Genomic DNA, 25,704 nt, shown 5'->3' on the forward strand with positions numbered 1-25,704 from the left:
GCTCTCCTGTAAGGGAAGGCACCCAAGGGAAGAGTTACAGCGCGACCTTACTCAGGTAGGCTTTCGCCGAGTCTGCCATTGTGACCAGCGCGGCGCCCATCATGATTGCATCCTTCACCACCAGGCGTCCGGCACCCGTCAACAGTGGGAAGCCGTGCTCGGGCCCGCCCAAGTCTGGCACCCAAACCTCGGGGGTGGTAATCAGAAAGGAAAGAGTGACGAGGGACATCAGGAAAACGAGCAAGCTCCCCACCGCCGCCACCTGCGGCAACCAGCGGTGAACGGAGAGCATGAGTCCGAACCCGACGATGACCGAGCCCAGGCCGATCGCGAACGGATAGGTATGATTCGTCACGTGCCAGGCATGATTGGCAGGAGCAGGATCGCCTTCCCGATTCATGTGTTGCTTATATTCGGGCGCTGGATGCGCATAGAAAAAGCTCATCAATGGGCTGTTGGCGACAAAGGGGACGATACCATCGGCCTCATAGCGCTCCACTTTCAAAGCGCCAATCCAGACCAACACCACAATGAGACCCAGGCGCGTCAGCGCAACGGCCCATCGATCTGCGCCAGCCATCACTTGGAATACTTTAATTGTTCGGTTCACGCCTTCAGCCTATGAGGATGCGGCACGGAAAGGAATGGATCGAAGGCGCTACGACATGGACAAATTTCTTCCGCCGCGGATCTCCGTCTCGAAGTCGCGGAAAAATGTCGGCGAACAGCCCGTACCGCGCTTGAACATGCGGCTGAAGTAGAAAATGTCCTCAAAGCCGAGCTCCAGCGCAATCTCCTTCACCGGCTTTCTCGTGTGCAACAGTTCCCACTTCGCCTGTTTGAGAATGCGCTCGCGGATCAATTCCGTGAGCGTTTTGTGCAGGTGGGTCTTGACCAGGCGCGCCAGAGCTTTGGGCGAGATCGCCAGGAACTCCGCATACTTCGAGGGACTCCGCTGCTGGCGGAAGTGGGTCTCAACCAGTTCCTGCAACTGCCGCAGCATCCCGGGGACTCTGGAACCCGGTAGTTGAGACAACTGCTGTTGCCCCAGCTTCAGGCGAGTGGACTGGATCAGCAGGATCTTCAAATAGGACACGAGTACTTCTGAATGTGCGAGGGCCGCGTCCCGCAACTCTCCACTCATCAGGTCAAAGAGGCGAGCAAATTCAACAACACTCAGCGGGCCGAGGGTAATGAAAGGAAGACCATAGACATCATTGAAGAGAATGCCGTTGCAACCGACCTCCTCATGGTGTGTTTCAATGCAAAAGAAGTTTGCGTGGAACTGGAGCAGGATGCCTCGCAAATGCTCCGCCGCATGAAGCCTTGCAAATTGATAAGGGACACGGAAGAGTAAGGAGTTCGGTTCGAAGGAATAGCAGCCAAAATCCGCGTGGAAGTCTCCGCGGCCCAATTGTATCCAGTAGATCGTAAAGCAGTTGGAACGAGGAAGCTCCCAATCTCCCGGTGCGACTTGGAAATGCTCCAGCTTGAGGGCAAGATCTCCGTTTCGGGGATCATAGAGATGAAGAGGAGTCTCCTCTACAACAGACTTCATGCAAAGGATCAGGATACCCGATCGCTGTCAGCCCATCAGTTTTTCAAGGACCAAGGCTTCATTATGCGACTCGTCCTTTGCGGCATAAAGAAGTGTCACGGGACCTTGATCGACTTCCCGCTTCAACTGCTCGAGCGCCTCGGAGTGGTCCTTGAGTTCGAGCCGGTAACGCTTTTGGAACTCAACCCACTTCTCCGGATCATGTGCGAACCACTTCCGCAGTTCGGTACTGGGCGCAAGCTCTTTCAGCCAAAGATCGACATGCGCTTTCTCTTTGCTGAGACCTCTGGGCCAGAGCCGGTCTACGAGGATGCGCATGCCATCCTCGGCGCCGGGCTTCTCGTAAACGCGTTTGCTGTGGACGCTCATAGTAGAAACTACTTCCCAAAATACTCTGTCTTCATTATGGACTCCGGATCTCTCTGCATCACAACTTACTTCGACGGACAGGACAAAGCGATCTAGCGCAAGAACCTCCGGATCACATTGGCAGTGATTCTCGATACATTCTCATCCACCATCAAGGAACTGACCCAGGTGATGGAGCTGGCGGAGAAGCAGGCGCCTCCCGACGCCAGTTCGTAAATCACCATTTCTGCGCCGCCTTCGTCGGGATTCTCACCCTTCGCCAGCAGGACAGTCTCCTGCGGAGAGTAGCGGCTCCTCTTGTCAGTCTCATAGCCGGAAGCCCCACCGGGGCAGCGTTCGTGCTGGCTCGCTTCTCCAAAGAGATCTCCTGCTTCGAGCCCTGTCCCTGCAAAGACCCAGTGATCGGGCTGGATGGCCCTGTAAGGCGCGGCCGTCATCACGCCGCTGTCTGTGGAGACCACGCCCAGTAGGTTTGCTTCGGACTCAACATTCCGGTGGAAGCGGCTCTCCAGGATCTCGCCCGCCTCGTCCCGCATGCTGAATGTGCCACCTTCGCTCTTCAAATGACTATGGATGCACATTGCAGAATCGCCGACGAACTGGACCTCGGCGTTCACTCCATTGCCCCCCAGGTACAGCAAGCGGCCACCCCGTTCCTGCACCCACTCTTTCAATCGCAGATACATCCGTCTTGTCCAGTACTCTGGATGGACACCGAAGATCAACACCTCGTATGCATCCAGTTCGAGAAGGCCGTTATCCAAGTGCTGCTCGGAATAGTAGTCATAGGCGAAGCCCTCGCGCTCTAACCAAGCGAGCAGACGCCATTCCCCGGGAGCCATGCTCGATTGCAAGCGGCCTTTGATCGGGTCTGCTGCGCCCTCGTCGGGAAAAGGACTATTGAAGAGTTCTGGCCGTTCAAAGCTCAGCGGGAGGAAGGCATCATCGTTGGGCAGCCATTCCGTGAAGGGCCCTTTCTGATAGCGATTCAGGTCCTGCCGCGCATATACCGTTGGCTCCGGCGGAAGGCCTGCGGCATTGACATAGTTACTGCGGCCACCCCAGTTGTTGTAGGCATTCCAACTATTCGTGGCGGCGAGAACGGCGATACGAGCCGAAGGCCTCGCGGGGGCAACCACCCACGGAAATGCGAAGAATGCGCCCGTGGCCGTCTCGGCGTGGAGGTAGTACAAACCAGAACGTTCCGGAGCCTGGATCAAGCCATTGCTATGCGGATTGGTAAAGCCGATGCGATTCCAATGAGTACCAGTCTGGGTGAAGTCCCCATCAGGCAGGATTTGCCGCATTGCCTGCGGCCCATGTTCGTCCTGCCATCCGAGCAGTCGAATCAACTCCTTCTCCCGCCCGTAGCGCCACAAACTCAAGCGAAATGCTTCTATGGAATGCACGCGGAACTCGCAGCGCTCCCCAGACCGCAGCCACTTGGGCCAGGCATAGCCGCAGAGGGAATGTGAGAGCATTCGGAACTGATAGGGGCTTTCGGGATCTACAGTCATCTCCACCCGTTTTGAGCCGAAGCCGTCGCGGGCAAGCGTCACACGATAGGGGCCGGGTGGAATGTCGGCATAGAGGGCACCTGAAGGAGTGGACCGCACCACAGCCGCCAGCAAGCCTCCCACTGTAAACTCCACCTGTGCATCTGCAATCGCTGAAAAATGCTCGTCGCTCACATAACCAATCAACATGTAGTTCCTCTTTGCTCATCCATGATTCTGGACACTGGCCGCCGCTCCAATTTCCGCTGCCGCACTTTTCAGCAGCGCCGCAATCCGCTCCACCGCATCGCCGGCAATCTGCCGGATGGTCCCTGTGACACTCAACGCAGCAAGAAACTGCCCTGCCGTAGAGTACACGGGAACCGCCACACAGCGGACTTCCAACTCTTCTTCCTCGTCGTCGCTGGCATAACGCAGCCTCTGTACACGCTTCAGATCGCGTAGCAGTTGGCGAGGCGTAGTCAGCGTGTGTTCGGTGTAGCGCATGTAGACAGACTTCGCCAGGATATGTTCGCGGATTTCCGCCGGGCCAAAAGCGAGGATGACTTTTCCGACTGCGGTGCAATGCAGATCCATATGGCGGCCGACATAAGTGTCAAATTTGATCAAACCCGGCGCATCCACCTTCTGGATGAACACGCCCTGATCCCTGTCCGGAACTGCCAAGTGCGCCGTCACTCGCAAACTGTCCGCCAACTGTCTCATGCGAGGTTGAGCGATGTCGGCAAGGCGCAGCGTCTTCATCACACCCTGGCCCAGGATATGCGCTTTCAAACCCAGCGAGTAGTGCAATCCTCGCTCTTCCCGCTCCAGATAGCCAAGACGTTCGAGTGTCAGGACAATCACATGGGTGGAGCTTTTCGGGATCTTGAGCTTACGGCTCAACTCAGAAATGTTTAAGCCGCGGCGGGAACCATCGAGACACTCGAGAATGGCCAGCGCCCGCTTCACAGCGCCCGCGGTGGGGGTCCCGAACTCTGCCTGTTTCATTCCACTCCTGATTGCAATTTTCGAAGGGAAAACCTGCCAATACAAGCAGCGGCACAAATGCTTTCCAGTGTATTGAACACCCTTTCGCACCGCCGTTCCGCCGAACGATGCCGTGCAATACCCTAGTGACACCGGCAGCTATGAAGATCACTAAAGTCGAGTTGTTCGTTCTTAAAAGCAGCGGCCTCTACAACAATCCCGAAGGCGCGGAAGAGGCTTCTGGCCCCACTTATATGGGACTGGTGAAGGTTTCGACCGATGCCGGTATTTGCGGCTACTCGGATGTCGAGACCTGCGCCTCCGTCGCCAAGGCCGCCATTGAAGCCCCCAAATGGAGTTCTGAGCCAGGAATGGAGTGCTTCGATGGCCTTGCCTCGCTGCTGATTGGCGAGAACCCTCTCGAAGTTGAACGGCTCTGGTATCGCATGTACCGGGGCAGCATTTACTATGGCCGCCGCGGTGTCGCAATCCAGGCCATATCGGCCATCGACATCGCACTCTGGGACATCGCCGGTAAGTTCTATGGCCAGCCGATTCACATTCTGCTCGGCGCCAAATGGCGTGATCGTGTGCGCGCTTACGCCAGTACGCTCTTCCGCTCCACACCCGAAGCAATGCGCGAGGCCGTTCACAAGTACAAAGATGAAGGCTTTACCGCGATCAAGTTTGGCTGGGGTGTGTTTGGCAAGGATCGGGAACTCGATGTCCGGCTCGTGGAAGCCGCGCGCGCTGCGCTTGGTGACAAAAATGATCTGCTGGTCGACACCGGCTGGTTTGTCGAACGTACGGCGAAAGAGGCCATCCAGGTGGTCCGCAGCCTGGAACCGTATCGTCCTTTCTTCATTGAAGAACTCCTCCATCCCGAAGACTATGACGGCTACCGCAAAGTGGCAGACTCCGTCGACACGCTGATCGCCTGCGGAGAGCAGGAAGCCACCGAGTGGGGTTTCCAGCAACTGATCCATCGGGGCGGTGTGGACATTGTCCAACCAGATCTCACGCGCTGCGGTGGTTTCACCGTTGGCCGCAAGATCGCCCAGATGGCCGAGCTGTCCAATATTCTAGTGATCCCACACTCCTGGTCGAGTGACCTACTGACGGCTGCGTCCTTACATTTCAACGCCTTTCTCCGGCGTGCCGTGTTTATCGAATTCAATACCTCACAGGGTCCGCTGAGCCGTGAGTTGGTCAAAAATAGTCTGCGGATTGAGGACGGTTTTGTTCGTGTGCCTGAAGGACCTGGGTTAGGAGTGGAGGTGGACGAAGATGTTATCGAGCGCTACCGCATCGCTTAGGTGTCCCAAACACCGTCTTTTTGCGAATTTGTTCCCGAGTTGTGGACGCAGAGATTCCCTCGCGCGAGGAGCTGCCCTAGCATGGGGGTGGATTTGCCATCTATGATTTACCGCATCTGGCTTCTCACCGGACTCACCATCCACCTCGCGGTTGCTCAGCCCACCAACCCGTCGAACGGCTTTTACACCCAGACGGTTCGTCCGCTGCTCGCGAAAAATTGCCTCGGTTGCCATAACGCAAAGCTCCAGCAGGGCGGCTTCGACTTGTCATCGCACGCGGCACTCATGAAAGGCAGCGACAATGGGCCGGTTGTTGTCCCGGGCGACCCAGACCGATCCACCCTGCTCAAACTCATCTCGCACACGGAACAACCGGCGATGCCGTTCCAGGCGGCGAAGTTACCCGATGAGGCGATCGCTCAGATTGCCAGGTGGATTCGCGAAGGCGCAACGATGGACGGAGCCACAACGGAATCCATGCCTCAGGCCGACCATTGGGCCTTCCGGTTGCCGGCTAAGCAAGTGCCACCCCCAGGCGCAGCCAATCCAATCGACGCCTTCCTCCAGGCAGCGAGAGCCGATCGCAAGTTGACGCCATCACCTCAAGCCGATCGCCGCACTCTCATCCGAAGGGTCTATCTAGACCTCGTGGGATTGCCCCCCAGCGAGGCGGAAGTCAAAGCATTTCTCGAAGACAAAGCTCCCCAGGCCTACGAAAGGGTGGTCGACCAGTTGCTGGCAAGCCCGCAGTACGGCGAACGCTGGGGCCGCCATTGGCTCGACATCTGGCGCTATAGCGATTGGTACGGCTGGCGAAAGGAGAACCAGGTGCGCTACAGCCAGCGGCATCTGTGGCGTTGGCGCGACTGGACCGTTGAATCGCTCAATCAAAACAAGTCTTACGGACAAATGATTGAAGAGATGCTAGCCGGGGATGAGATTGCCCCCAACGATCCCAATGTCCTCCGCGCCACCGGCTATCTGGCACGGAGTTGGTATCGATTCAATCGCAACACCTGGGTACAAGAGGCTGCCGAGTACACCTCAACTTCTTTCATGGCGCTCACCATGAAATGCGCACGCTGCCATACGCACAAGTACGATCCCATCAGCCATGTGGAGCACTATCGCTTCCGCGCTTTTTTTGAGCCCATCGAGGTGCGAACAGACAGAATTGCGGGGGAAGTGGACATCGATAAGGCGGGGGTGGCCCGCATCTTCGATGGCGACGTGACCACGCCCACTTACCGCTTCATTCGCGGCAACGAAGCCGCTCCTGAAAAAGACAAGCCCCTGACACCCGGCATTCCTGCGATCTTCCAGGCAAAGCTCGACATCAAACCCATCACAATTCCCTTCGACTCGCGTCATCCCGATGGCCGCGACTTCGTCTACACTGATCTGGTTCGGGATGCGGAGCAGCGTGTCGAAAAGGCAAGAGCAACACTCGCCAAGGATGCCACCAATCTCGGAGCGAAGAAACGTCTCGAGTCTCTCGAAGCCGAAGTCCCCGCCCTACGGGCTCGAATCGCGGCTGATCAGGCAAAGTACGGAAAGAACGCCAACGCCGATGCGATTGAAGCACTACGCGTCGAGGCCCGTAAGCTTGAGCGCCACGCAACGATTCTAAAGGCTCAGGAAGAGCTTTATCACGCCAATCTGGAAATGGAAGGCGCCAAGGGTGAAGAGAAGAAGCTCGCCGCAGGTAGGAGCCGGCTGGAGGCTGCCGTAAAAGCGCTGGGAGAAGCGACTGAGACCTACACACCCGTCGGCAAGATCTATCCCGATATCAGTTCCGGACGGCGTCTCGCTCTCGCCAAGTGGATTGCCTCCAAAGACAATCCGCTCACCGCGCGTGTCGCTGTCAATCATATGTGGCTGCGCCACTTTGGCAAGGCACTCGTTCCCACGGTCTTCAATTTCGGCAAGAGCGGCAAGGCGCCCTCCCACCCGGAGTTACTCGACTATCTGGCCATCGAGTTTATGGATTCCGGTTGGGACATGAAGCGCATGCACCGTTTGATGGTCACCAGCAATGCTTACCAGATGACCTCCGCGGTAGTAGCGAACAACGCGAACTTGGCCATTGACCCGGACAACATCTATCTCTGGCGCATGAATCCGCGCAGGATGGAGGCCGAGGCCGTGCGCGACAGCCTGATTCAGATTGCCGGCAAGCTTGATCGCACGATGGGCGGTCCGGAACTGGATGAAACCAAGGCCGAGCAAGTCTTCCGTCGCAGTCTCTACTTCCGTCATGCGCCAGATCTTCAGGTGGAGATGTTGAGCGTCTTCGATCTGGCGAATCCCATCGAATGCTTTGAGCGCACGGAGAGTGTTATGCCGCAGCAGGCGCTGGCGTTGGCTAACAGCGGTCTGGGGTACACCATTGCCAGAAGCGTTGCCGATTCGCTCAGCAAGCATACGCAAGCTGCCGCCTTCGTCGCCTCAGCGTTTGAAAAAGTGCTTGGCCGCACTGCAACACCCCTAGAGATCGCAGAGTCTATCCGCTTCCTCAAACAGCAAGCAGCGCTCTACCAGGAGCCCGCCACGCTTACGAGTTTTTCTGCCCCATCTACAGCACTGCTCAAACCCGCGCAATCGCCAGAACAAAGGGCCCGTGAGAGCTTGCTCCACGTGTTGATTAACCACAACGATTTCGTCACCATCCGCTAACGAAAGCCATCAGGAGGCCTCTATGAAAACTCCACTTTGCTCGAACGGTCGCCCACGGCGCATCTTCCTCTCAGACTGTGGCATGGGCCTCACCGGTATGGTGTTGGGCTCGATGCTGGGCCAGAACCTCAAGGCAGAAACGCCAGATGGGAAGCCTCACTTCCCCCCTAAGGCAAAGCGCGTGATCTGGCTCTTTATGCTGGGCGGTGTCAGCCACGTGGAATCCTTCGATCCCAAGCCCGAGTTGAACAAGTACGCAGGCAAATCCATCGGAGACACCCCGTATAAGGATTCACTGGCGAACCCGGCAGTGAAAGACAACGCGAAATCCATTATGCTCGACACGCGAAAGCTACAGCTTTCGCTGTATCCCATGCAAACCGGCTTCAAGAAGTATGGGCAAAGCGGTGCGGAGGTGTCCGACTGGTTTCCGCATATCGGGAGCGCCGTCGACGATATCGCAATTGTCCGTTCTGCCTGGACCACCGACAATGACCATGGCGCGATTCTGCAGTTCCATACGGGGCGGCACATCCTTGATGGATTCCTTCCCACCATCGGCTCCTGGGCGCACTATGGCCTGGGCTCGTTGAATGAGAACCTGCCCTCCTTCGTCGTGCTGGGGGAACCACCGAGCGACTGCTGCGGCGGCAACGGCACGCATGGCTCCGGCTATCTGGGCCCGGAACATAGCGGCGTACATCTCGAAGTGAATCCCGATCATCCCTTGCCGTTCGTCTCCCCCGGCGCAGACGTCTACCGCAAGGAGCAACAGCGCGAGTTCGAGTTCATCAACAAGCTCAACTCCATCGCCGCCGTCGAGTACCCAGCCGACGCAGCCCTCAAGGCCCGCATCAAGTCTTATGAGCTGGCTTACCGCATGCAGATGGCAGTTCCCGAGGCGATTCAGTTCAAAGAGGAGAACGAAGAGACCAAGCGTCTCTATGGCCTGGATCAGGAGAATACGAAGGGCTTTGGCGAAGTCTGCTTAGCGGCGCGCCGCCTTTCGGAACGCGGTGTTCGTTTTGTGCAGATCTATCACGGTGGCGCTGGGAATGCCTGGGATGCGCACAAGGCGCTCAAGAAGAATCATGGTGAACTGAGCGCGAAGGTCGACAAGCCCATCGCCGGTCTGCTGAAAGATCTGAAGCAACGCGGGATGCTCGACGACACGATCGTCGTCTGGGCAACCGAGTTCGGCCGCACTCCCGGGGCCGAAGCAGGCGATGGCCGCGATCACCATCCTTACGGTTTCTCGATCTTTATGGCAGGCGCCGGCATCAAGCGCGGAGTCGTCCATGGGGCCACCGACGAGATCGGCTTCCATGCGGTCACAGATCGCCACTATGTGACGGATGTCCATGCCACAGTGCTCAAGCTGATGGGAATTGATCCCCGCCGCCTTGAAGTGCCGGGCCGCAAACGTTTAGAAATCGATTACGGCAAGCCGATTGAAGGGATCCTGTCTTAATCCGATGAAGCCGCTCTGCCTGTTCCCTTTCGCCGCGATCCTTCTGCTTGCCCAGCCGTCGCGGGAACCACGCCTGACGAGTATCTTCCCCCTTACCGTGCAGCGTGGACAATCCGTATCCGCAGTCATCCGCGGCGCACATCTCGATCAGGTGCAGTCCGTCTACTTTCGAGAGAACGGTTTCCAGGCACGGGTGGAGAAAGTGGAACCTGTACCGGAGCCCATACCCGCTGGAGCCAAGGGACCACAGCCGCAGTTACTCCACGTTGGACTGACCATAGCGACAGATACGAAGCTTGGTCCCCACACACTCCGCGTGGTCACCAATCAGGGTCTCTCCAACGAGATTCCAATTCGTGTGGTCGACCAGCCCGTCGCAACCGAGCCGAGCACTCCGCTCGCGATTCCCTCCATCGTCACCGGACGCATTGCGACCTCTGGCGAGGTGGATGAGTACTGGATCGAGGCCCGTGCAGGCCAAGAGGTGACTCTCCAGGCCATCTCCGGAAGCAAGACACTGGACCCCTCTGTCGCGATCTATGAGCCGTCCGGAAGCTGGTTCGATCCCAAGCGCATCAACCGCCTGGCCTTCAATGATGAACCGCTCAACTTCCCCGGTCTCTCGCTCAACGCCGAGCTCGACTATACATTCCCACGGGCCGGCCGCTATTGCATCCGTGTCGAGGCATTTGCCGGACAGGGCGGGCCGGACGCTGTCTATGAGTTGCGCGTAACAGAAGGCAAACTCCAGCACAAACCTTCCCTCCGTCCGACCCTCTCCGCAGCGTGGGAGGAACGCGAACTGACACGCAATATGGGAGAGGACTGGATGAAACAGATCTCCAGCCGAGGCAATGCCCTACCCGTCGAAGCTGCTGAGATTTACCGCGCCGTCCCGGAAGGTTCCCAGGAAATCCCGGTGATGAAGCTTCCCGGCATTGTGGAAGGGGTCATTGCAAAAGCTGGGCAGACACATGTCATCCGGCTCCAGATCGAGAAGGCCCAGGAAACCGTTATTGAAATCGAAACCCCCGAGGCGACCACACCGGTGTTCACGCCGGTGGTGCGACTGCTCGAACCAGGCGGACAAGAGATGGTCGGCAACCTCTACACGCGGCTCAATAACAACAATCTCAAGATGATGAAGTCGGTCATGGCCAAGACGACTTTCTCGCTGTTCGCTCCAGGGATTTATACGCTTGAGATCCACGAGATTACGACCGACCATGCAGCACCGGACTTCCGCTATCGCGTGATGGTGCGTCCGCAGATTCCCCACCTCGGGAAGTTCCTCGTCCAGCAGGAAACGCTCAGCGTCGAACGTGGTGGCACCCGTCCAGTCTCGGTGCGAATTGAGCGCGAAGAGGGATTCAATGGACTTGTCGCCATCCAACTGGAGAATCTTCCAACAGGTGTGACTTCTGTCCTTGGAATCGAGAATCCCGCGGACCGTCCCGTCTTACCGAACGCGGGCAAGGTCGAACGCTATCAACCCCGGGTACAAGCAGCCTCACTGATTGTGATGGCTGCTCCGGATGCGCCGCTTTCACAAGAGCCGACTCGAGTGCGAGCCGTCGCCCGGCCCATTCGTGATGGCCGCATGGGAGAGCCCATCGCCTCAGCCGACATTCTCCTCGTCGTGGTGAACAAAAAATGAAGTACGCCCTTTCTCTCTTTGTCGTGGCCGCCTTCGCCCAGGCCCCACTTTCCTTGCGCATCGCCCCAAGCACGACAACGCTTCGCGGCGCCGACGATTCCCAACAACTCGCGGTCACCGCCGTTTATCCCGATGGGATCGAACACGACGTCACAGCAAATGTAAGTTGGCGCCTCTCCAACCCTGCACTTGTCGAAGTATCAGCGACGGCACTGCTCCGCGCACGCGCTGATGGGAATCTGAAGCTGACTGCCAGCTACGGTGGCAAATCCGTCGAGACGCAAGTCATTGTGCAAAACTCTACTGCCAGCAATGAGTTTCAGTTCGCACGGGATATTGGCAATGTACTCACACGCAAAGGCTGCAATGGCGCTGGCTGTCATGGAGGCGTGAAAGGCCGTGGCGGCTTGAAGCTATCCTCTGGCGTTCTCTATCCGAAGGATGACTATGAATGGATCGTCAAAGGAGGCGTCTACCAGGTGCTCAGCGCCGAGGCGAAAGGGGAACGAACGCCACGAGTCAATACCAAAGAACCAGAGAAGAGCCTCATTCTGCTCAAGGCCACCAACTCCATTCCCCACGGAGGCGGGCGTCGCTTTGCGCTAGATTCGCCTGAGTACCGCAGTATTTTGGATTGGGTTCGTAAGGGCGCGCCCTATGGCCCGGAGGTAAAAGCAGAGAACCGTGTCTCCCGCCTTGAGGTCTACCCGGCAACCATTGCACTTGAAAGCAAAACGCAGCAACGCCTGATCGTTACCGCTCATTTCGCAGACGGGACACAGAAGGATTTCACGCATCAGGCCCTCTACGCATCGAACAACAAGGAGGTTGCAACCGTCGATGAGGCGGGCATCGTCAAGGCAAAGGAGCTCGGCGAAACGGCCATCGTGGTCCGTGCCGCGGGACAAGCCGCCAGCGCCACCGTCGGCGTGATGGGTGCGATCGCGAGCAAGTACCCGGACACTCCACGCACCAACTTTATCGACGAGCAGATCTTCGAGAAGCTACGCCGCTTTCGCATTGTGCCGAGCGAGCTTTCCAGTGATTCGGAGTTCATTCGGCGGCTTTGTCTCGACCTTACGGGCACACTGCCCCCGCCGGCACGCGTTCGTGAGTTTCTAACAAACAAGGATCCGAAGAAACGAGAGAAGCTGATCGATACCTTGATTGGCAGTCCTGAGTTTGTTGACTATTGGACCTTCCGCTTTGACGATGTCTTCCGTGTCTCAGTCAATGCCAACGCGCTCCCGAAGTGGAGCAACATGTATGCGGAGTGGATCCGCACAAGCATCGCTACAAACAAGCCCTATGACCAGATCGCCCGCGAACGCCTGGTGGGGCAAGGCTATACAGCCGCCAGCCGCCACTTTCTGCCTTACGATGTCATTGCGCCGATCAACGAGACCATGGCCGAAGAGGTTCGCGTCTTCTTCGGGCGCCGTCTCGACTGCGCACAATGTCACAACCACCCTTACGAAACCTGGAGCCAGGATCAGTTCTGGGGCATGGCCGCCTTTTATGGACGCATGTTCAAGCTTGGCGATAACGGCGTTGCGGACGACTATGTTGTCTTTGACCATCCCGTGCACAAATCCATGGGCAACGCCGATGTTGACGCCAACATCAAAGTCTTTCATCCGCGGACCAAGGCGGAACTGAAACCTGCGCTCCTCGATGGCCGGGTGATCGAACCCCAGGATCACATCAACCCTCGCACCATCATGGCCGATTGGATGGTAAAGAATCCCTTCTTCGCAGAAGCCATTGTGAATCGCATGTGGTCCTACTTCTTTGGTCGCGGCATCGTCGATCCTGTCGACGACTTCCGATCCACCAATCCGCCCACTCATCCTGCGCTGTTGAACGAACTCGCCGATTCCTTCCGGAATCATCGGCATGATCTGCGCGCACTCATCCGCACCATCGTCCTGTCGCGCACCTATCAACTCTCGAGCCAGACACGCCCGGATAACGCATCAGACCACACGAACTATTCCCACTTTCCCCCGCGTGCCCTCGATGCTGAAGTGCTACTCGATGCAATCAGCGACGTTACAGGCGTTGCGGAACGCTTCACAATCGGAATTCCGGACGGCCAGAGCCCGCCGCGCTACGCCCCTCTCCACACACGCGCGATCACGCTACGCCAGCCTGAGACTTTCTATTCCCGCTTCCTGGAGCTGTACGGCAGGCCCAACCGCTTGACCATCCCAGAACGCAGCGGCAAGGCGAATCTAGGACAAGCGCTGCACATGGTAGCAGGCAATGTCTACAACGAGAAGCTTGCCTCTCCGGCCGGACGCTTGCAACAACGCATCGACGCGGGCAAGTCCGATGCAGAGATCATTGACGAGTTCTATCTTGCTGCTCTCTCTCGTCTCCCCGAGGCCCAGGAGCGGAGCGCCCTCCTCAAACTCGTCAGCACCAGCAGCAATCGCGCGGAAGCACTACGCGACTTTGTCTGGGCACTCATTTGCTCACGCGAATTCGCAGAAAACCATTAGGAGTTACAACATGACCACCCGCAGAAATTTTGTTTCCGCCGGTTCTTTGGGGGCACTCGGAATCTCGCTCCCCCAATATTTGCGCGCTGCAGCAGCGAGCCCTGGCACTGGCAAGGCGAAGTCCTGCATCCTGTTCTGGCTCGAAGGAGGACCGAGCCAGGTGGATACCTTCGATCCCAAACCAAACTCTGCGTTCAAGCCAATCTCCACCAACGTTGCCGGCATCCAGGTATCAGAGTTATTGCCTCAGATTGCCAAGCGCATGAATAAGCTCTCGCTCGTCCGCTCCATGCACACGCGCGGCACAGACCATCCCCAGGGTTGCCACTATGCGATCACCGGGCACGAGTCGAATCCAGTGATGCAGTTCCCTTCGATCGGCTCCGTCATCGCCCGTGAGGTTGGGTCCCGCAACGGCATCCCGCCGCACATTCTGGTTCCGCAGTGGGCACAAAGCCGGCAGTATGAGCAGTACTTCGGATCGGGCTTCCTTGGTCCGGACTATGACCCGATGGCATTGCCCGACCCGAGCCGCAAAGACTTTCAAGTCACCGACCTGAGCTTGCCCAAGGGCCTCTCTGAGCAGGCTGTAGCAGGCCGGCAGTCCTTTCTCGATATCGTCGATCAGCGATACCGCAAGTTGACGCAAAGCGTCGAGCACTCCAACATGGACGGGTTCACAGCACAAGCTTGGAAGATGTTGTTGAACCCCGCTGTACGCGATGCTTTCGACTTGACCAAGGAACCAGATTCCCTGCGAGATCGGTACGGCCGCGACGCCGTAGGCCAAAGCGCTCTGTATGCACGCCGTCTTGTGGAAGCAGGCGCACGCTTTGTCACCGCAGCGGGTTATCACACGCTCGCCTGGGACACTCACGGGGATAACGACACCGGCCATCGGGATCGTCTTTGTCCGAAGTTTGATCGCACCTTAGCCGTCCTGCTCGATGATCTTGAGGAGCGAGGTCTCCTTGATTCCACCGTCGTGCTCGCAATGGGTGAGTTCGGCAGAACCCCGTTCGTCAACTCCGATCGCGGGCGCGATCATTGGCCCACCTGCTGGTCTCTGGCGATCGGTGGTGGAGGACTTACCGGCGGCCAGGTGATCGGTTCGAGCGATGCCACAGGAGGCAATGTCACCAGCCGTCTCACCAGCATGGGAGACATCTTCGCAACCGTCTATAAGGCCTTCGGCATTGATTGGACCAAGGAGTACGACACTCCCGTTGGCCGGCCCATCAAGATCGCAAACGCTCTCGACGATGAGACCGGCAAACCGTTGTCGGAGCTCTTCACCTAAGCGCACGCGATCCCCGCAAACTCGCATCGACGCTGCTTCCGAGCGGCGCGATGTGCTGCGTCATGGTGCAGCTTGCAGGCTCCATCGACACACGTTCAACGGGATGAACAGTATCGCTACGAACACGCTGCATTCGTTTTCCTCCACGTGAAAATAGACCAGATTGAACGGCACAGCAGGATTGAGATTGCCGTTCAAAAGGAGGCCTATGAGGCTAGTACTTGGTGGAGTTCGCATGAATCCAGGCCCGCCCGCACGCGGCAATTACCTACTTCTACTCTTGGCTGTTCTGCTGTCGCTGCCGCTCCTGGCACAGACCGGTACGGACGGCTCGTTTTTCGGAACTGTCCTCGATTCATCCGGCGCCGCAGTACCTCGCGCCGAAATTACGATTAAGCAACTCAACACCGGCCTGACCAAGACTGTCGCCGCCGATGAGACTGGAAACTTTGCCATCCCTGCCCTGCCCATCGGGCCATACTTCATCGGCGTTCGCTCTAAGGGCTTTAAACGATGGGAGCTCTCCCGTACAGAGCTCACGGTCGGGGACCGCAGCCGTCTCAGCCCTGTTCTCACGGTTGGAGACGTCGCCGAAACCGTTGCCGTCGAGGCCACAGCCGAAGTGCTCCAGACGGAAAAGACATCTGTCGAAACGGTTGTGCAGATGCGGCAGATTCGCGAGTTGCCGCTAGCCACACGCAACCCTCTCGCTCTTGTTGCGCTGGTGCCCGGCATGCGCTGGGAAAGCACACAGGATGGGGGCGAGCGCGCCACCTACATTCAAGGACAGGGCTTGCGCAACAACAAGGCCGGCTTCCAGTTGGATGGGCTGAACTCCAATGCCCCCATGGATGAGGGCGGCACAGCAATCCCGAACGTCGATACGATTGCCGAGTTCAACGTCCAGACCATGAACTTCACCGCAGAGAGCGGGCGCAATCCGATGCAGGTTTTGGTGGTCACCAAATCGGGCACCAACAATCTACATGGCGCGGCATGGGAGTTTGTGCAGAACGACGCCTTCAACGCCCGCAATACCTTCTCACCCACCATCGCCCGGGTGCGCCGCAACCAGTTTGGCGCCGCGGTAGGTGGCCCGATCCTCAAAAACAAAACCTTCTTCTTCGGCGCTTACGAAGGTACGATCATTCGCAACGCACGCATCTACAACAGTCTTGGCGTCACCCCTGCGATGAAAACCGGCGACTTTAGTGCGCTCAGCAAAACCATCATCGATCCTCTGACAAAGCAGCCCTTCCCTGGCAATCGAATTCCGGCAGATCGTATCTCTTCCGCATCGAAATACTTCCTGCCGTTGATCCTCGAACCCAATTCCTCAGACGGCTTCTTCAAGCAGAACGCCTCGGCGAAGAACGACACCCACGAAGGCACGCTCCGCATCGACCACATGATCACATCCGGCCAGCGGGTTTACGGCCGCTGGGTCACGGTACGGCAACCCCAGGATCAACTCGGTTACGTACCCAATCCGTCGATCACTGGCTTCTCGCAAGTGAAGCAGGACAACATCGGCGCCAACTACAGTTGGACTGTCTCGCCCAACATCTTGTTCACCGCCTCGGCCGGGGTGATGCGAACCAATAGCAGCTATACCAATCCGTCTCTTGGCAAGCAGAACGATGTTCTGCTTGCTGGCATCCAAGGCATCCCGACAGCAGGCCGTGAAGCTTGGATCGGCCCACCGGATATCAGCTTTGCGAATGGCTATACCGGCGTCAGCTTCCCTGGCGGTTGGGGCGTTCCTGGCTATCTCAAAGGCGACGTTCGCAATGGCAAAGTAGCAGTCAGCGCGATCCGTGGCCGCAATACGCTGGCCGCCGGCTTTGAGTACGGCGATTGGCACACCTTTGGAGAACACGGTTCAGCCGCAGCCCGCGGCTCCTTCGCATTTAACAATCTCTATACCAATGATGGATTCGCCGATTATCTACTTGGCTACGCCTCTTCCAGTAATCGCAACGATCCGCTCACCAAGTTCGGAACGGATAAGAGCCCTTACGCTGCCGGCTACATTCAGGACACCTGGCGCGTCAGGTCGAATCTGACCTTAGAACTTGGCATCCGCTATGAGCGCTGGCTGGCCCGCCACAACGTCAACGATGTCTCGAGTACCTGGGACCCCAAGCGAAACATCATGGTTACCGCCGTCGACTCGAATGGCAAGCCCAATCTCACTGCCTTCGCCGTCACTCCTTATCTGGCAGCAGCCACCAAAGGCCTCTTCATCACGGCACGCGAGGCAGGCATTCCCGATGGACTCTACGAACCCAATGGGAACTGGGCTCCCCGTCTCGGCGCAGTCTATCGCCCGTTCAAAAATGAGAACATCATCATTCGTGGCGGCTACGGCATCTTCTACAACAGCTACACGGGCAATCGCGGCGCCTCGACCGTGAATATTCCGCATTGGAGCCTCGAGTCGTTGAGTTTTAGTCCAACCACCTTGCAGCGATGGGAGACCATGTGGCCTGCCTCGCCCACGACCTTCGGGCCTGGCACCATCTATGCTCCCGCCTACAACCTCCGCCCCGCTCGCACTCATGAGTGGAACTTCACGGTACAAACCGCGCTGCCAGGACGCACCGCCCTCACCGTCGCCTACGTCGGCACACTGGTTGGCAATGAAGTTGGCGTTCGGAATTACAACGAAGCCACGACAGGCCTCCATACGAATCTACAGGCGGACCGCCCCTTCCCTGCCTTCGCCAGCATCCAGATCAATGAGAACTTCGGACGGAACTGGTATAACGCACTGCAGACCAAAGTGGAGCGCCGCTACTCCACCGGTCTCGCCTTCACCGTCTCTTACTCCTTCTCGCGTAGCATGATGTCGAATACACCAGACTGCGAAACCTGCGCGCTCACGCCTTACTCCCCCGATTGGTATAACCGAGGACGCACTTCCTTCGATCGCCGTCACATCGAGTATGCAACCGTCGTTTGGGAAGCACCCTTTGGACGCGGCAAGAAGTTCGGCACACAAATCAACCGTGTCGTTGACCTCATCGCCGGTGGATGGCAACTCAATGTAACCCAACAGGGGCAATCTGGTGCGCCTCTCAGTATCTCCGCAGGTACCCCGAGTCTGGGTAATTCCTGGACGCCAAGAGCCAATATCGTCGGGAATCCCGGAGTGAGCAATCCAAGTCCTGCCCTCTGGTTTAACACTGCCGCATTTGCAGCGCCGCCCGCCTACGTCTTCGGCAATTCCGGCATCGGAATCATCGAAGGCCCCGGCAACTTTGCCATCAATACGGGGCTTACAAAGAACTTCCACGCCACGGAGTCGAAGTACTTTCAGTTCCGCTTTGAGACCTTCAACACCACCAACCGCGTGAACTACAACAACCCAAGCACATCGCTGACCAGCGCAACCTATGGCAGGATCACAAGTGCCGGGTCGTCGCGGTACATGCAACTGGGACTGAAGTTCCTCTTCTAATCTCTATGGAACGGAGCGGGGTGGCGTCTCCACGTCACCCTGATCATCAACATGCTACTTCTTCTCTTCGCTGCTTCCGTCTGGTCTCCTGATGCACTGATGTCGCTACAGACCATCCATGACCCGCAACTGTCATCCGATGGAAAACAGGTTGCCTATGTTGTGCGTCAAGTAGACACAGCAGCAAACCGCTATCTCTCTACGATCTGGCTGCTCACCCGCGGCAAGTCCCCTCAACCCATGCCTGCCTCACATCCGACAGATGCAAGCCCACGCTGGTCTCCTGATGGAAGGCAGCTCGCCTTTCTCTCCCGTCGCAGCGGAAACTTGCAGATTCATCTCTCATCCGGACGGCAGCTCACCCAATCGACCACCGGCATCCAGTTCTTTCGCTGGTCTCGAGATGGCAGACAAATCGCCTATGTCGCCCCACGCCCGCTCTCTGCGGAAGAGCAACAGGATCGGGCTGCAGGCCGGGACATGATCATCGCGGGAAAGAACTATCGAGACAGCGCCATCGTCGTTCTGACCCTTGCGACAGGGGCCACGCAGACGCTGCATATCCCCAAGCACGTTCTGAGTTTTGATTGGTCTCCGGACGGTTCCAAGATTGCCTACGCGGCACAGAAGAATGGACGGGCGCAGCAACGCTTTCATGCAGACCTGTTTGAATATTCACTTGCCAAAGGAACCGATACGCCTCTTGTCGTGCAACCAGGACAGGATCTCTACCCTGTTTATTCCAACGACGGGAAGTACATCGCCTTCCATTCCCAGGTTGGCAGTCTCAGTTATTTTGGTCCGCGACAGCTGGGCGTGGTGCCTTCAGGTGGCGGCCCGATTCGCTACCTCACACAGACCTTGGACGGCGATGTATTTAGCGGAGGATCGAAGATCTGGTGGAGTCCCGATGACAAGGAGATTCGTTTCGGCGCTGGCAAAGGAAGCAGCGATTATCTCTATTCCGTCGATGTTGCAAACGCTCTCGGAAAGAGACTCGGGCACAGTGACACAAACTCATTCAGCATCAGTGCCGATGGACAGCATACCGCCCTCCTCCGCGACTCGGCGCTCTATCTCGATCAAAAGCTGCTTGTCGATCTGAAACCGCAGGGCATGCCTGCCTTCCAGACAGAAACAGTGCGATGGAAGTCGAAGGATGGCCTCGAAATCGAGGGAGTCCTTCGCTATCCGGTGAACTACGCAACTGGCAAGAAAGTGCCCTTGCTCGTTCTTGTTCATGGTGGCCCGACAGGTGTCGCGACAGAGTCGTTCCCTGTTCCCCGCATGTATCCGACGCAGGCCTTTCTTCAAGAAGGCTTTGCTACCTTTGAACCCAACTTCCGTGGCAGCATCAACTATGGTCCTGCCTTTCGGACGGCCACCATCCAGCGGCAGGGGTATGGAGACATGGACGACATCATGACCGGTGTGGATCATCTCATCGCCAAAGGAATCGCCGATCCCAACCGCCTCGGCATCATGGGCTGGAGCTATGGCGGCTTTCTCAGCTCCTGGATCATCACCCAAACCAATCGCTTCCAGGCCGCATCCCTTGGTGGTTGCAGCATGGATTGGGTCACTTACTACGGGATGTCGGTCGGCGGGGATGACGGCCCGCCTGAAGTCATCCACGAGTACTTCGGCGGCAAGCCTTGGGATCGCCTAGAAGCCTATTACCGGCACTCACAGCGTCCTCACTTAAAGAACATCAAAACGCCAACATTGCTCATGCGTGGCGAAAGAGATCTCGACAACGTGGCCGAACTCTATCTGGCTCTCACAGAATCCAAGATTCCTACGGAGTTCATTACCTATCCGCGCGAGCCGCATTCGATTGGCGAGCCCGCCCATCAGCGCGACATGATGACGCGCAACCTCGATTGGTTCAAGCGCTGGCTAAGGCCCTAGAAGTTGGAACCGACTTCATCCGCAAGGGTCCTGACATCGCAGAATGCTTGAGATCCGGCAACTTCACCAGCTCTGAGATCTGCGTTGCCGTATTCACCAACATCGACGCAAGATGTTGGATCGTTCCGCCGTGGATCTCATTTGTCGTACCAACCAGGCTCAGACCGCCAACAACCTTGCCGTCCTCAAACAGTGCACCACCAATACAGCGGATGCTGATTTCCTCTTCTTCATCGTCCATGGAATAACCACGCTGCCGGACGGTGGCCAGTTCCTGCTTCAGCCGCCTCATCGAACAGATGGTGTTCTCGTTGTGGCGCATAAACCCTTGTTCGCGCATGAGCGTTGTCAGGGCTTCTTCGTCCATGTAGGCCCCAATCGCTTTCCCGATGGCAGTGCAGTGCAAGCTCAATTGCTTGCCCACCCATGTTGCAATCGGTGGAACGCCTGCGGGAGTCATCTTCTCGATCAACAGGCAAGATCCATTCTCGAGAATCGCCATGTGCACCGTGAGACCAGACTCTTCTGAGAGCCGGCGCAGATAAGGTTTGGCTTTCTCACGAAGACCAATGCCATTCAAGGCCATACTGGCGACGGTGCAAATTCTCAAACTGACACTGTACTTGCCGGTCTTCGGATCTCGGATCAGATATCCGCACTGTTCGAGCGTCCGTAAAAGGCAAAAGGCGGAACTCTTGGGCAGGTCGAGGTAGCGCGTAATCTGCGAAAGCGTTAAGCCACCTCGCGACCGCGCCACGGCCTCTAAAACTGTCAAACCCCTCTCCAACGCAGGCGCCGTGGCCTTGGAAATATTCTCCATAACACCTCCGCGATAGTTCCTCAGAATAGGCTCAGCTCGTTAGAATGTCAACGATTCGGCCGATCCTGGCAATCGAGCCGTGCAGCTAATCGAACACGACCGGTTGAAGGAAGACGATCGTGATTGTGGGCGCGTTACCCTGCTTTCATGGTCGTCGACGTTCATAGCCACTTCTTCGAGTACCCACGCCACTTTTCTCCTGCATTTATTAAAGAATCCGTCCGCGGTCGCAACCGTGAGATCGATCTGACCGTTCGCTGGGCAGACTATGCCAAAGGAGCCACAAACGCCACACATACCGTCGTCTTTGGCGGCAAAGCAAAGCTCGCAGGACTGTGGGTGCCTGACGATGAAGTCGCCGCCTACGTTGCCACACAGCCAGGCCGGCTCATCGGTTATCTGTCGCTGGACCCCACTCAGCCGGGCTGGCAGGATGAACTCCGCCACGGCCATCAGGACCTGAAGCTCAAGGGCATTAAGCTGATGCCCATGTATGCGGGCTTCTATCCCAACTCCCGTGATCTGGACCCGCTCTGGGAATACGCCACACGCCACTCGCTCCCAGTTCTGCTGCATACCGGCACCACCTTCATCAGCAACGCGCCGCTCGATTGCACGCTGCCACGCTTGCTTGACGACGTCGCCATCCGCTTCCCGGAAGTGCGCATGGTCCTGGCTCACCTTGGTCATCCCTATGAAGGAGAATGCGTCGTCACGATTCGAAAACACGCCAATCTTTATGCGGACTGTTCCGCCTTACATTACCGCCCCTTCCAGCTCTATCATTCGTTGATGCTGGTGCAGGAGTATGGTGTGTGGGACAAGGTGCTCTTTGGTAGCGACTATCCCTTCACCACCGTTGACGCCAGTATCACTGGCATGCGCGCACTCAATGACATGCTTGCTGGGACCGCTCTGCCCCGTCTCGATATGGATGCCATGGAGAGACTCTTCACCAGAGACTCCTTATCCATCCTGGGCATCGCTCCCTAATTGTTCGATATCCGGAACACACTGCCTGCAAGAGCTTGCTGAGCGGACGAGAGGCCCCTTACGCTGAACACCATGGAACCCCGAGAGCACACAATCAGTCGACGAAGCGCCTGGGTGCTGGTCGCCTTGCTCTCGCTGGCCTTCGTCATCAACTATATGGATCGTCAGGTGGTATTTGCCATCTTCCCGATCCTCCGCCGCGAACTGCAGTTCTCAGACATTCAGCTCGGGCTCGCAGGCAGTCTCTTCACCTGGACCTACTCTGCAGCGATGCCGGTATCGGGCCGCTTAGCCGATATCTTTCCTCGTCATCGCCTGGTCATCGCCTCACTCATCTTGTGGAGCCTGGCAACCTTTGCCACGGCCTGCAGCCGCAACCTCAATGAGTTCCTCATCTCGCGCGTCCTCACCGGGTTGAGCGAATCGCTTTACGTACCAGCGGCTATCGCTCTCATCACGCAAGCTCATCCTGGCGCCACGCGCTCCCGCGCCTTGGCCGTGCACGGTCTGGCTCAGTTCGCCGGCATCACCCTGGGCAGTTGGTATGGCGGCTGGGCTGGAGAGGGAATCGGGTGGCGACCGGGCCTCTCGATCCTGGCGGCGCTCGGGGTGGCGTATTCCTTCGTCATCATGAAGTTCCTCCACTCTCCGGAACGCAGCGTTTCAGAGAAGAAGGAATCGGCTCAGGCCACGCCGCTTGCGTTACTGCGCTCCCCGAGTTTCATCGCTCTTTCGATCACCTTCCTCAGCTTCTGCGGCATGCTCTGGATGCTGTACGCCTGGCTGCCAACCTACATCTACGACCACTTCCATTTGTCTCTTGCGGAAAGCGGGCTCACCGCCACACTCTTTCTCCAGACCGGTTCTGCCTCGGGAGCCATGCTCGGAGGCTATGTCGGCGACACCTACGGGGCGCGGCGTCCTTTCGGCCGCTTCCACGTGTTGCTTTTCGGCCTTGTTGCCTGTGCGCCCTTCGCGCTTGGCACTTTCGCCGCGCCCTCACTTCTGTTGCTCAAGAGCTCAGCCTTTTGCTTTGGCCTCTTCGCAGGAATTTTTGTCTCGAATATCTTTGCCAGCGCTTACGATATCGTCTCACCCGGAAATTTCGGCTTGGCCGCCGGCATCATCAACATGGCAGGCGGCCTGGGCAGCGGCGCAGCCATCCTACTCACCGGCATTTGGAAGCAATCAGTTTCTATTTCGTCGCTGATGGCGATCGGCGCGGCCTTTGCACTGCTCATGGCCTTGATCTTCACGCTTACGCTCCGCCGCTGTACTCCCGCGATGCCAAATCGTCCAGCCACGGTGCCCGCTTAGAGGAGAAGACATCTCGTCCATGGCGAAGGAGGGGGGAGGATTTTCACGAGGCAGTCAATCGCGGTGAAAGTAAAACTTCCGTCGACGAAGACTTGAGGATTCAAGATTGCCACTGCGTATCGCCAAGGCCTCCTGCCGAATTCATCGCTTGTTTTTTTTAATACCGTTCCATCGAATGAACGTCGATTCTGATCGGAGCAATCAACAACCGCCACATCGTTTACCATCTCCACGATGCTTCTCGAAAATGCCACTTGGCCAGAGGTCGCCGCGCTCCCCCGCAACACCATCGTCGTTGCACCCTTTGGAGCGATGGAGCAACACGGCCCGCACCTACCCTTTCAAACAGATGCCCGCATCGCAACCGAACTTGTCCAGCGCCTCGACCAAGCGGTAGACGGCAGCGCCTTGATCCTGCCTGTCCAATGGGCTGGCTATTCGCCGCACCATATGGACTTTGCAGGCTCCATCACACTCACTGCGGAAACTTACATTCGTGTGGCGGTGGAGATTGCCAGCTCCCTCGCACACGCTGGATTCCATCGCTTCCTTTTGTTAAACGCGCATGGCGGCAATCGTGCGATTCTCGACGTCGCCGCCACGGAACTCCGCTTCCAGTTCCCTCAAGCCAGCTTCGTCACTGCCACGTATTGGAATGTAGCGCGTGCAGAGATCCAGGGACTTCGCGAATCCTCTGAGGGCGGCATGGGACATGCCTGTGAACTTGAAACGTCAATACTCCTTGCCATCTCCAAGCACAATGTCAGGCTGGAGTTGGCGCAGCCGGACGGAGCCTGGCCTTGCTCCGATTTCCTCGCACATGACATGCTCGGCAGCTCACAGATCGGCATCGCATCCGCCTTCTCGGAATTCACAAAGTCGGGTACAAACGGTGACCCTCGCACCGCCACTGCAGCGAAGGGAGAACAGTTCCTGAATGCAATTACCGGACGACTCGCTTTACTTCTCCGCCAATACCAATCGGGAGAATTGCTCCTCACTAAGTCCGTGCGTTAATACCCCAGCAAGATGAGCCATCACTCTCCGGCGTGGTGAGCTCAAAAGCCGGGAACGCGCGTCCTCGACGAACGCGCGACTCCTGGCCATCGACAATCCCTACAAGACACCATACTTCTTATAGACATCTGCAAGATATAGGCCACGCATCAGCTCATCGCGACTGTGGTTTTCGCGGTTCATCTTATCGGTCGCCCGGGTAATCACTTCACTCACAATAGCCGCAGGAACCACCACCACTCCATCAAAGTCGGCAAAAACAAGATCGCCTGGCCACACCGAAATCTCACCACATTCGATGGGCACATTGTAATCCGTCACCACGCCTCGCCCCATCGAGTCCACCGGCTTGATGCCAGTCGCAAATACCGGAAACTTCAGTTCTTGGATCTTGATCACATCGCGGACCAGGCCACCGATGATCGCCCCACGCGCACCACGAGCTTTCGACGCCGTAGACAGGAGCTCTCCCCAAGGTGCATTTCGCTCCGAGTCCCCCGTACTGACAACAACAACCTCACCCGGCAAGAGACTGTCTATCGCCTCAATCTCCAGCCCGTAGGGGTCTTCCGGGATTTCAAATACATCCATGCACTGCACGGTCCGTGCCCAGCCGGCACAGCGGAAGGTAGGATCAAGTGGCCTAAAATCCTTCCGCATCGCCTGGTCGCGATACCCCATCTCGTCCAGTGAGTCCGACACAACGGCGGTATACAATTTCGCCTCAATGTGAGCAAACAGTTCTAAATCCTTGGCGCTCGCGGCCTCTCTAACAATGCGGCTCGGTGAAGTCGTTACCAATTCTTTCTCCACGTCGCCTCCTTTCATGCTCGATACCCTGTCGCG

General features: G+C 57.4%; 18 protein-coding genes. 11 read left to right on the forward strand and 7 right to left on the reverse strand.

Annotated elements, in window-relative coordinates:
* Nucleotides 1–34 precede the first annotated feature (34 nt).
* The 5 genes from M017_RS0125285 to M017_RS0125305 all read right to left on the reverse strand — a co-directional run bounded on the left by M017_RS0125285 (nucleotide 35) and on the right by M017_RS0125305 (nucleotide 4,434).
* Nucleotides 35–580, reverse strand: a complete 546-nt coding sequence (locus tag M017_RS0125285; RefSeq protein ID WP_080508160.1) for a DUF417 family protein — start codon at nucleotides 578–580, stop codon at nucleotides 35–37.
* Between the two features lie 78 nt (nucleotides 581–658).
* On the reverse strand, nucleotides 659–1,558 hold the full coding sequence (locus tag M017_RS0125290; RefSeq protein ID WP_031501043.1) for a helix-turn-helix domain-containing protein: 900 nt from the start codon (nucleotides 1,556–1,558) through the stop codon (nucleotides 659–661).
* Between the two features lie 27 nt (nucleotides 1,559–1,585).
* Nucleotides 1,586–1,927 carry a DUF488 domain-containing protein gene (locus tag M017_RS0125295; protein WP_031501045.1) on the reverse strand — a complete coding sequence of 114 codons (342 nt, stop codon included), beginning with the start codon at nucleotides 1,925–1,927 and terminating at the stop codon, nucleotides 1,586–1,588.
* Between the two features lie 92 nt (nucleotides 1,928–2,019).
* The gene (locus M017_RS0125300; RefSeq protein WP_031501046.1) at nucleotides 2,020–3,633 is read right to left on the reverse strand and encodes a carboxypeptidase-like regulatory domain-containing protein; all 1,614 of its coding nucleotides are present in this window, start codon (nucleotides 3,631–3,633) and stop codon (nucleotides 2,020–2,022) included.
* A gap of 15 nt (nucleotides 3,634–3,648) precedes the next feature.
* The gene (locus tag M017_RS0125305) at nucleotides 3,649–4,434 is read right to left on the reverse strand and encodes an IclR family transcriptional regulator (protein WP_031501047.1); all 786 of its coding nucleotides are present in this window, start codon (nucleotides 4,432–4,434) and stop codon (nucleotides 3,649–3,651) included.
* 140 nt (nucleotides 4,435–4,574) lie between these two features.
* Between M017_RS0125305 and M017_RS0125310 the strand changes: the two genes are divergently transcribed.
* The 8 genes from M017_RS0125310 (at nucleotide 4,575) to M017_RS0125345 (ending at nucleotide 20,711) form a co-directional block, all read left to right on the forward strand.
* A complete protein-coding gene (locus M017_RS0125310) occupies nucleotides 4,575–5,729 on the forward strand; it encodes a mandelate racemase/muconate lactonizing enzyme family protein (RefSeq protein ID WP_031501048.1) in 1,155 nt (384 codons plus the stop codon).
* A 102-nt stretch (nucleotides 5,730–5,831) separates the two neighbouring features.
* The gene (locus M017_RS0125315) at nucleotides 5,832–8,405 is read left to right on the forward strand and encodes a DUF1553 domain-containing protein (RefSeq protein WP_035958838.1); all 2,574 of its coding nucleotides are present in this window, start codon (nucleotides 5,832–5,834) and stop codon (nucleotides 8,403–8,405) included.
* Nucleotides 8,406–8,427: 22 nt separating this feature from the next.
* Nucleotides 8,428–9,876 (forward strand): DUF1501 domain-containing protein, encoded by a 1,449-nt coding sequence (locus tag M017_RS0125320; RefSeq protein WP_031501050.1) that lies wholly within the window; start codon nucleotides 8,428–8,430, stop codon nucleotides 9,874–9,876.
* Between the two features lie 4 nt (nucleotides 9,877–9,880).
* Nucleotides 9,881–11,533, forward strand: a complete 1,653-nt coding sequence (locus M017_RS0125325; RefSeq protein WP_031501052.1) for a hypothetical protein — start codon at nucleotides 9,881–9,883, stop codon at nucleotides 11,531–11,533.
* Nucleotides 11,530–14,037 carry a DUF1553 domain-containing protein gene (locus M017_RS0125330; RefSeq protein WP_031501053.1) on the forward strand — a complete coding sequence of 836 codons (2,508 nt, stop codon included), beginning with the start codon at nucleotides 11,530–11,532 and terminating at the stop codon, nucleotides 14,035–14,037. The genes M017_RS0125325 and M017_RS0125330 overlap by 4 nt, the downstream gene beginning before the upstream one ends.
* 10 nt (nucleotides 14,038–14,047) lie before the next feature.
* Entirely contained in the window at nucleotides 14,048–15,337 is a 1,290-nt protein-coding gene (locus tag M017_RS0125335; protein WP_051670864.1) for a DUF1501 domain-containing protein, read from the forward strand.
* A gap of 235 nt (nucleotides 15,338–15,572) precedes the next feature.
* A complete protein-coding gene (locus tag M017_RS0125340) occupies nucleotides 15,573–18,800 on the forward strand; it encodes a TonB-dependent receptor (RefSeq protein ID WP_031501055.1) in 3,228 nt (1,075 codons plus the stop codon).
* A 51-nt stretch (nucleotides 18,801–18,851) separates the two neighbouring features.
* Nucleotides 18,852–20,711: a S9 family peptidase gene (locus tag M017_RS0125345; RefSeq protein ID WP_031501056.1), complete on the forward strand. Its 1,860-nt coding sequence runs from the start codon at nucleotides 18,852–18,854 to the stop codon at nucleotides 20,709–20,711.
* Here the strand turns inward: M017_RS0125345 and M017_RS0125350 are convergent.
* On the reverse strand, nucleotides 20,689–21,531 hold the full coding sequence (locus M017_RS0125350; protein ID WP_080508165.1) for an IclR family transcriptional regulator: 843 nt from the start codon (nucleotides 21,529–21,531) through the stop codon (nucleotides 20,689–20,691). The two genes, M017_RS0125345 and M017_RS0125350, sit on opposite strands and share 23 nt — an antisense overlap.
* 147 nt (nucleotides 21,532–21,678) lie before the next feature.
* On the opposite strand from M017_RS0125350, the gene M017_RS0125355 reads away from it, so the two are divergent.
* From M017_RS0125355 to M017_RS0125365, 3 genes are all read left to right on the forward strand, one after another.
* Nucleotides 21,679–22,524: an amidohydrolase family protein gene (locus tag M017_RS0125355; RefSeq protein WP_031501058.1), complete on the forward strand. Its 846-nt coding sequence runs from the start codon at nucleotides 21,679–21,681 to the stop codon at nucleotides 22,522–22,524.
* Between the two features lie 72 nt (nucleotides 22,525–22,596).
* Entirely contained in the window at nucleotides 22,597–23,841 is a 1,245-nt protein-coding gene (locus tag M017_RS0125360) for an MFS transporter (RefSeq protein ID WP_080508166.1), read from the forward strand.
* 234 nt (nucleotides 23,842–24,075) lie between these two features.
* Nucleotides 24,076–24,858: a creatininase family protein gene (locus tag M017_RS0125365; protein ID WP_031501060.1), complete on the forward strand. Its 783-nt coding sequence runs from the start codon at nucleotides 24,076–24,078 to the stop codon at nucleotides 24,856–24,858.
* A gap of 99 nt (nucleotides 24,859–24,957) precedes the next feature.
* Here the strand turns inward: M017_RS0125365 and M017_RS0125370 are convergent, their stop codons facing one another.
* Entirely contained in the window at nucleotides 24,958–25,671 is a 714-nt protein-coding gene (locus M017_RS0125370; protein WP_202901722.1) for an RraA family protein, read from the reverse strand.
* Between the last annotated feature and the right edge of the window lie 33 nt (nucleotides 25,672–25,704).

Source organism: Bryobacter aggregatus MPL3 (assembly GCF_000702445.1).
Lineage (GTDB): Bacteria > Acidobacteriota > Terriglobia > Bryobacterales > Bryobacteraceae > Bryobacter > Bryobacter aggregatus.

Excerpts from the sequence above, each read along its gene's own strand:
- M017_RS0125285 (WP_080508160.1), bottom strand. The coding sequence starts at position 580 with ATGGCTGGCGCAGATCGATGGGCCGTTGCGCTGACGCGCCTGGGTCTC.
- M017_RS0125290 (WP_031501043.1), bottom strand. The coding sequence starts at position 1,558 with ATGAAGTCTGTTGTAGAGGAGACTCCTCTTCATCTCTATGATCCCCGA.
- M017_RS0125295 (WP_031501045.1), bottom strand. The coding sequence starts at position 1,927 with ATGAGCGTCCACAGCAAACGCGTTTACGAGAAGCCCGGCGCCGAGGAT.
- M017_RS0125300 (WP_031501046.1), bottom strand. The coding sequence starts at position 3,633 with ATGTTGATTGGTTATGTGAGCGACGAGCATTTTTCAGCGATTGCAGAT.
- M017_RS0125305 (WP_031501047.1), bottom strand. The coding sequence starts at position 4,434 with ATGAAACAGGCAGAGTTCGGGACCCCCACCGCGGGCGCTGTGAAGCGG.
- M017_RS0125310 (WP_031501048.1), top strand. The coding sequence starts at position 4,575 with ATGAAGATCACTAAAGTCGAGTTGTTCGTTCTTAAAAGCAGCGGCCTC.
- M017_RS0125315 (WP_035958838.1), top strand. The coding sequence starts at position 5,832 with ATGATTTACCGCATCTGGCTTCTCACCGGACTCACCATCCACCTCGCG.
- M017_RS0125320 (WP_031501050.1), top strand. The coding sequence starts at position 8,428 with ATGAAAACTCCACTTTGCTCGAACGGTCGCCCACGGCGCATCTTCCTC.
- M017_RS0125325 (WP_031501052.1), top strand. The coding sequence starts at position 9,881 with ATGAAGCCGCTCTGCCTGTTCCCTTTCGCCGCGATCCTTCTGCTTGCC.
- M017_RS0125330 (WP_031501053.1), top strand. The coding sequence starts at position 11,530 with ATGAAGTACGCCCTTTCTCTCTTTGTCGTGGCCGCCTTCGCCCAGGCC.
- M017_RS0125335 (WP_051670864.1), top strand. The coding sequence starts at position 14,048 with ATGACCACCCGCAGAAATTTTGTTTCCGCCGGTTCTTTGGGGGCACTC.
- M017_RS0125340 (WP_031501055.1), top strand. The coding sequence starts at position 15,573 with ATGAATCCAGGCCCGCCCGCACGCGGCAATTACCTACTTCTACTCTTG.
- M017_RS0125345 (WP_031501056.1), top strand. The coding sequence starts at position 18,852 with ATGCTACTTCTTCTCTTCGCTGCTTCCGTCTGGTCTCCTGATGCACTG.
- M017_RS0125350 (WP_080508165.1), bottom strand. The coding sequence starts at position 21,531 with ATGGAGAATATTTCCAAGGCCACGGCGCCTGCGTTGGAGAGGGGTTTG.
- M017_RS0125355 (WP_031501058.1), top strand. The coding sequence starts at position 21,679 with ATGGTCGTCGACGTTCATAGCCACTTCTTCGAGTACCCACGCCACTTT.
- M017_RS0125360 (WP_080508166.1), top strand. The coding sequence starts at position 22,597 with ATGGAACCCCGAGAGCACACAATCAGTCGACGAAGCGCCTGGGTGCTG.
- M017_RS0125365 (WP_031501060.1), top strand. The coding sequence starts at position 24,076 with ATGCTTCTCGAAAATGCCACTTGGCCAGAGGTCGCCGCGCTCCCCCGC.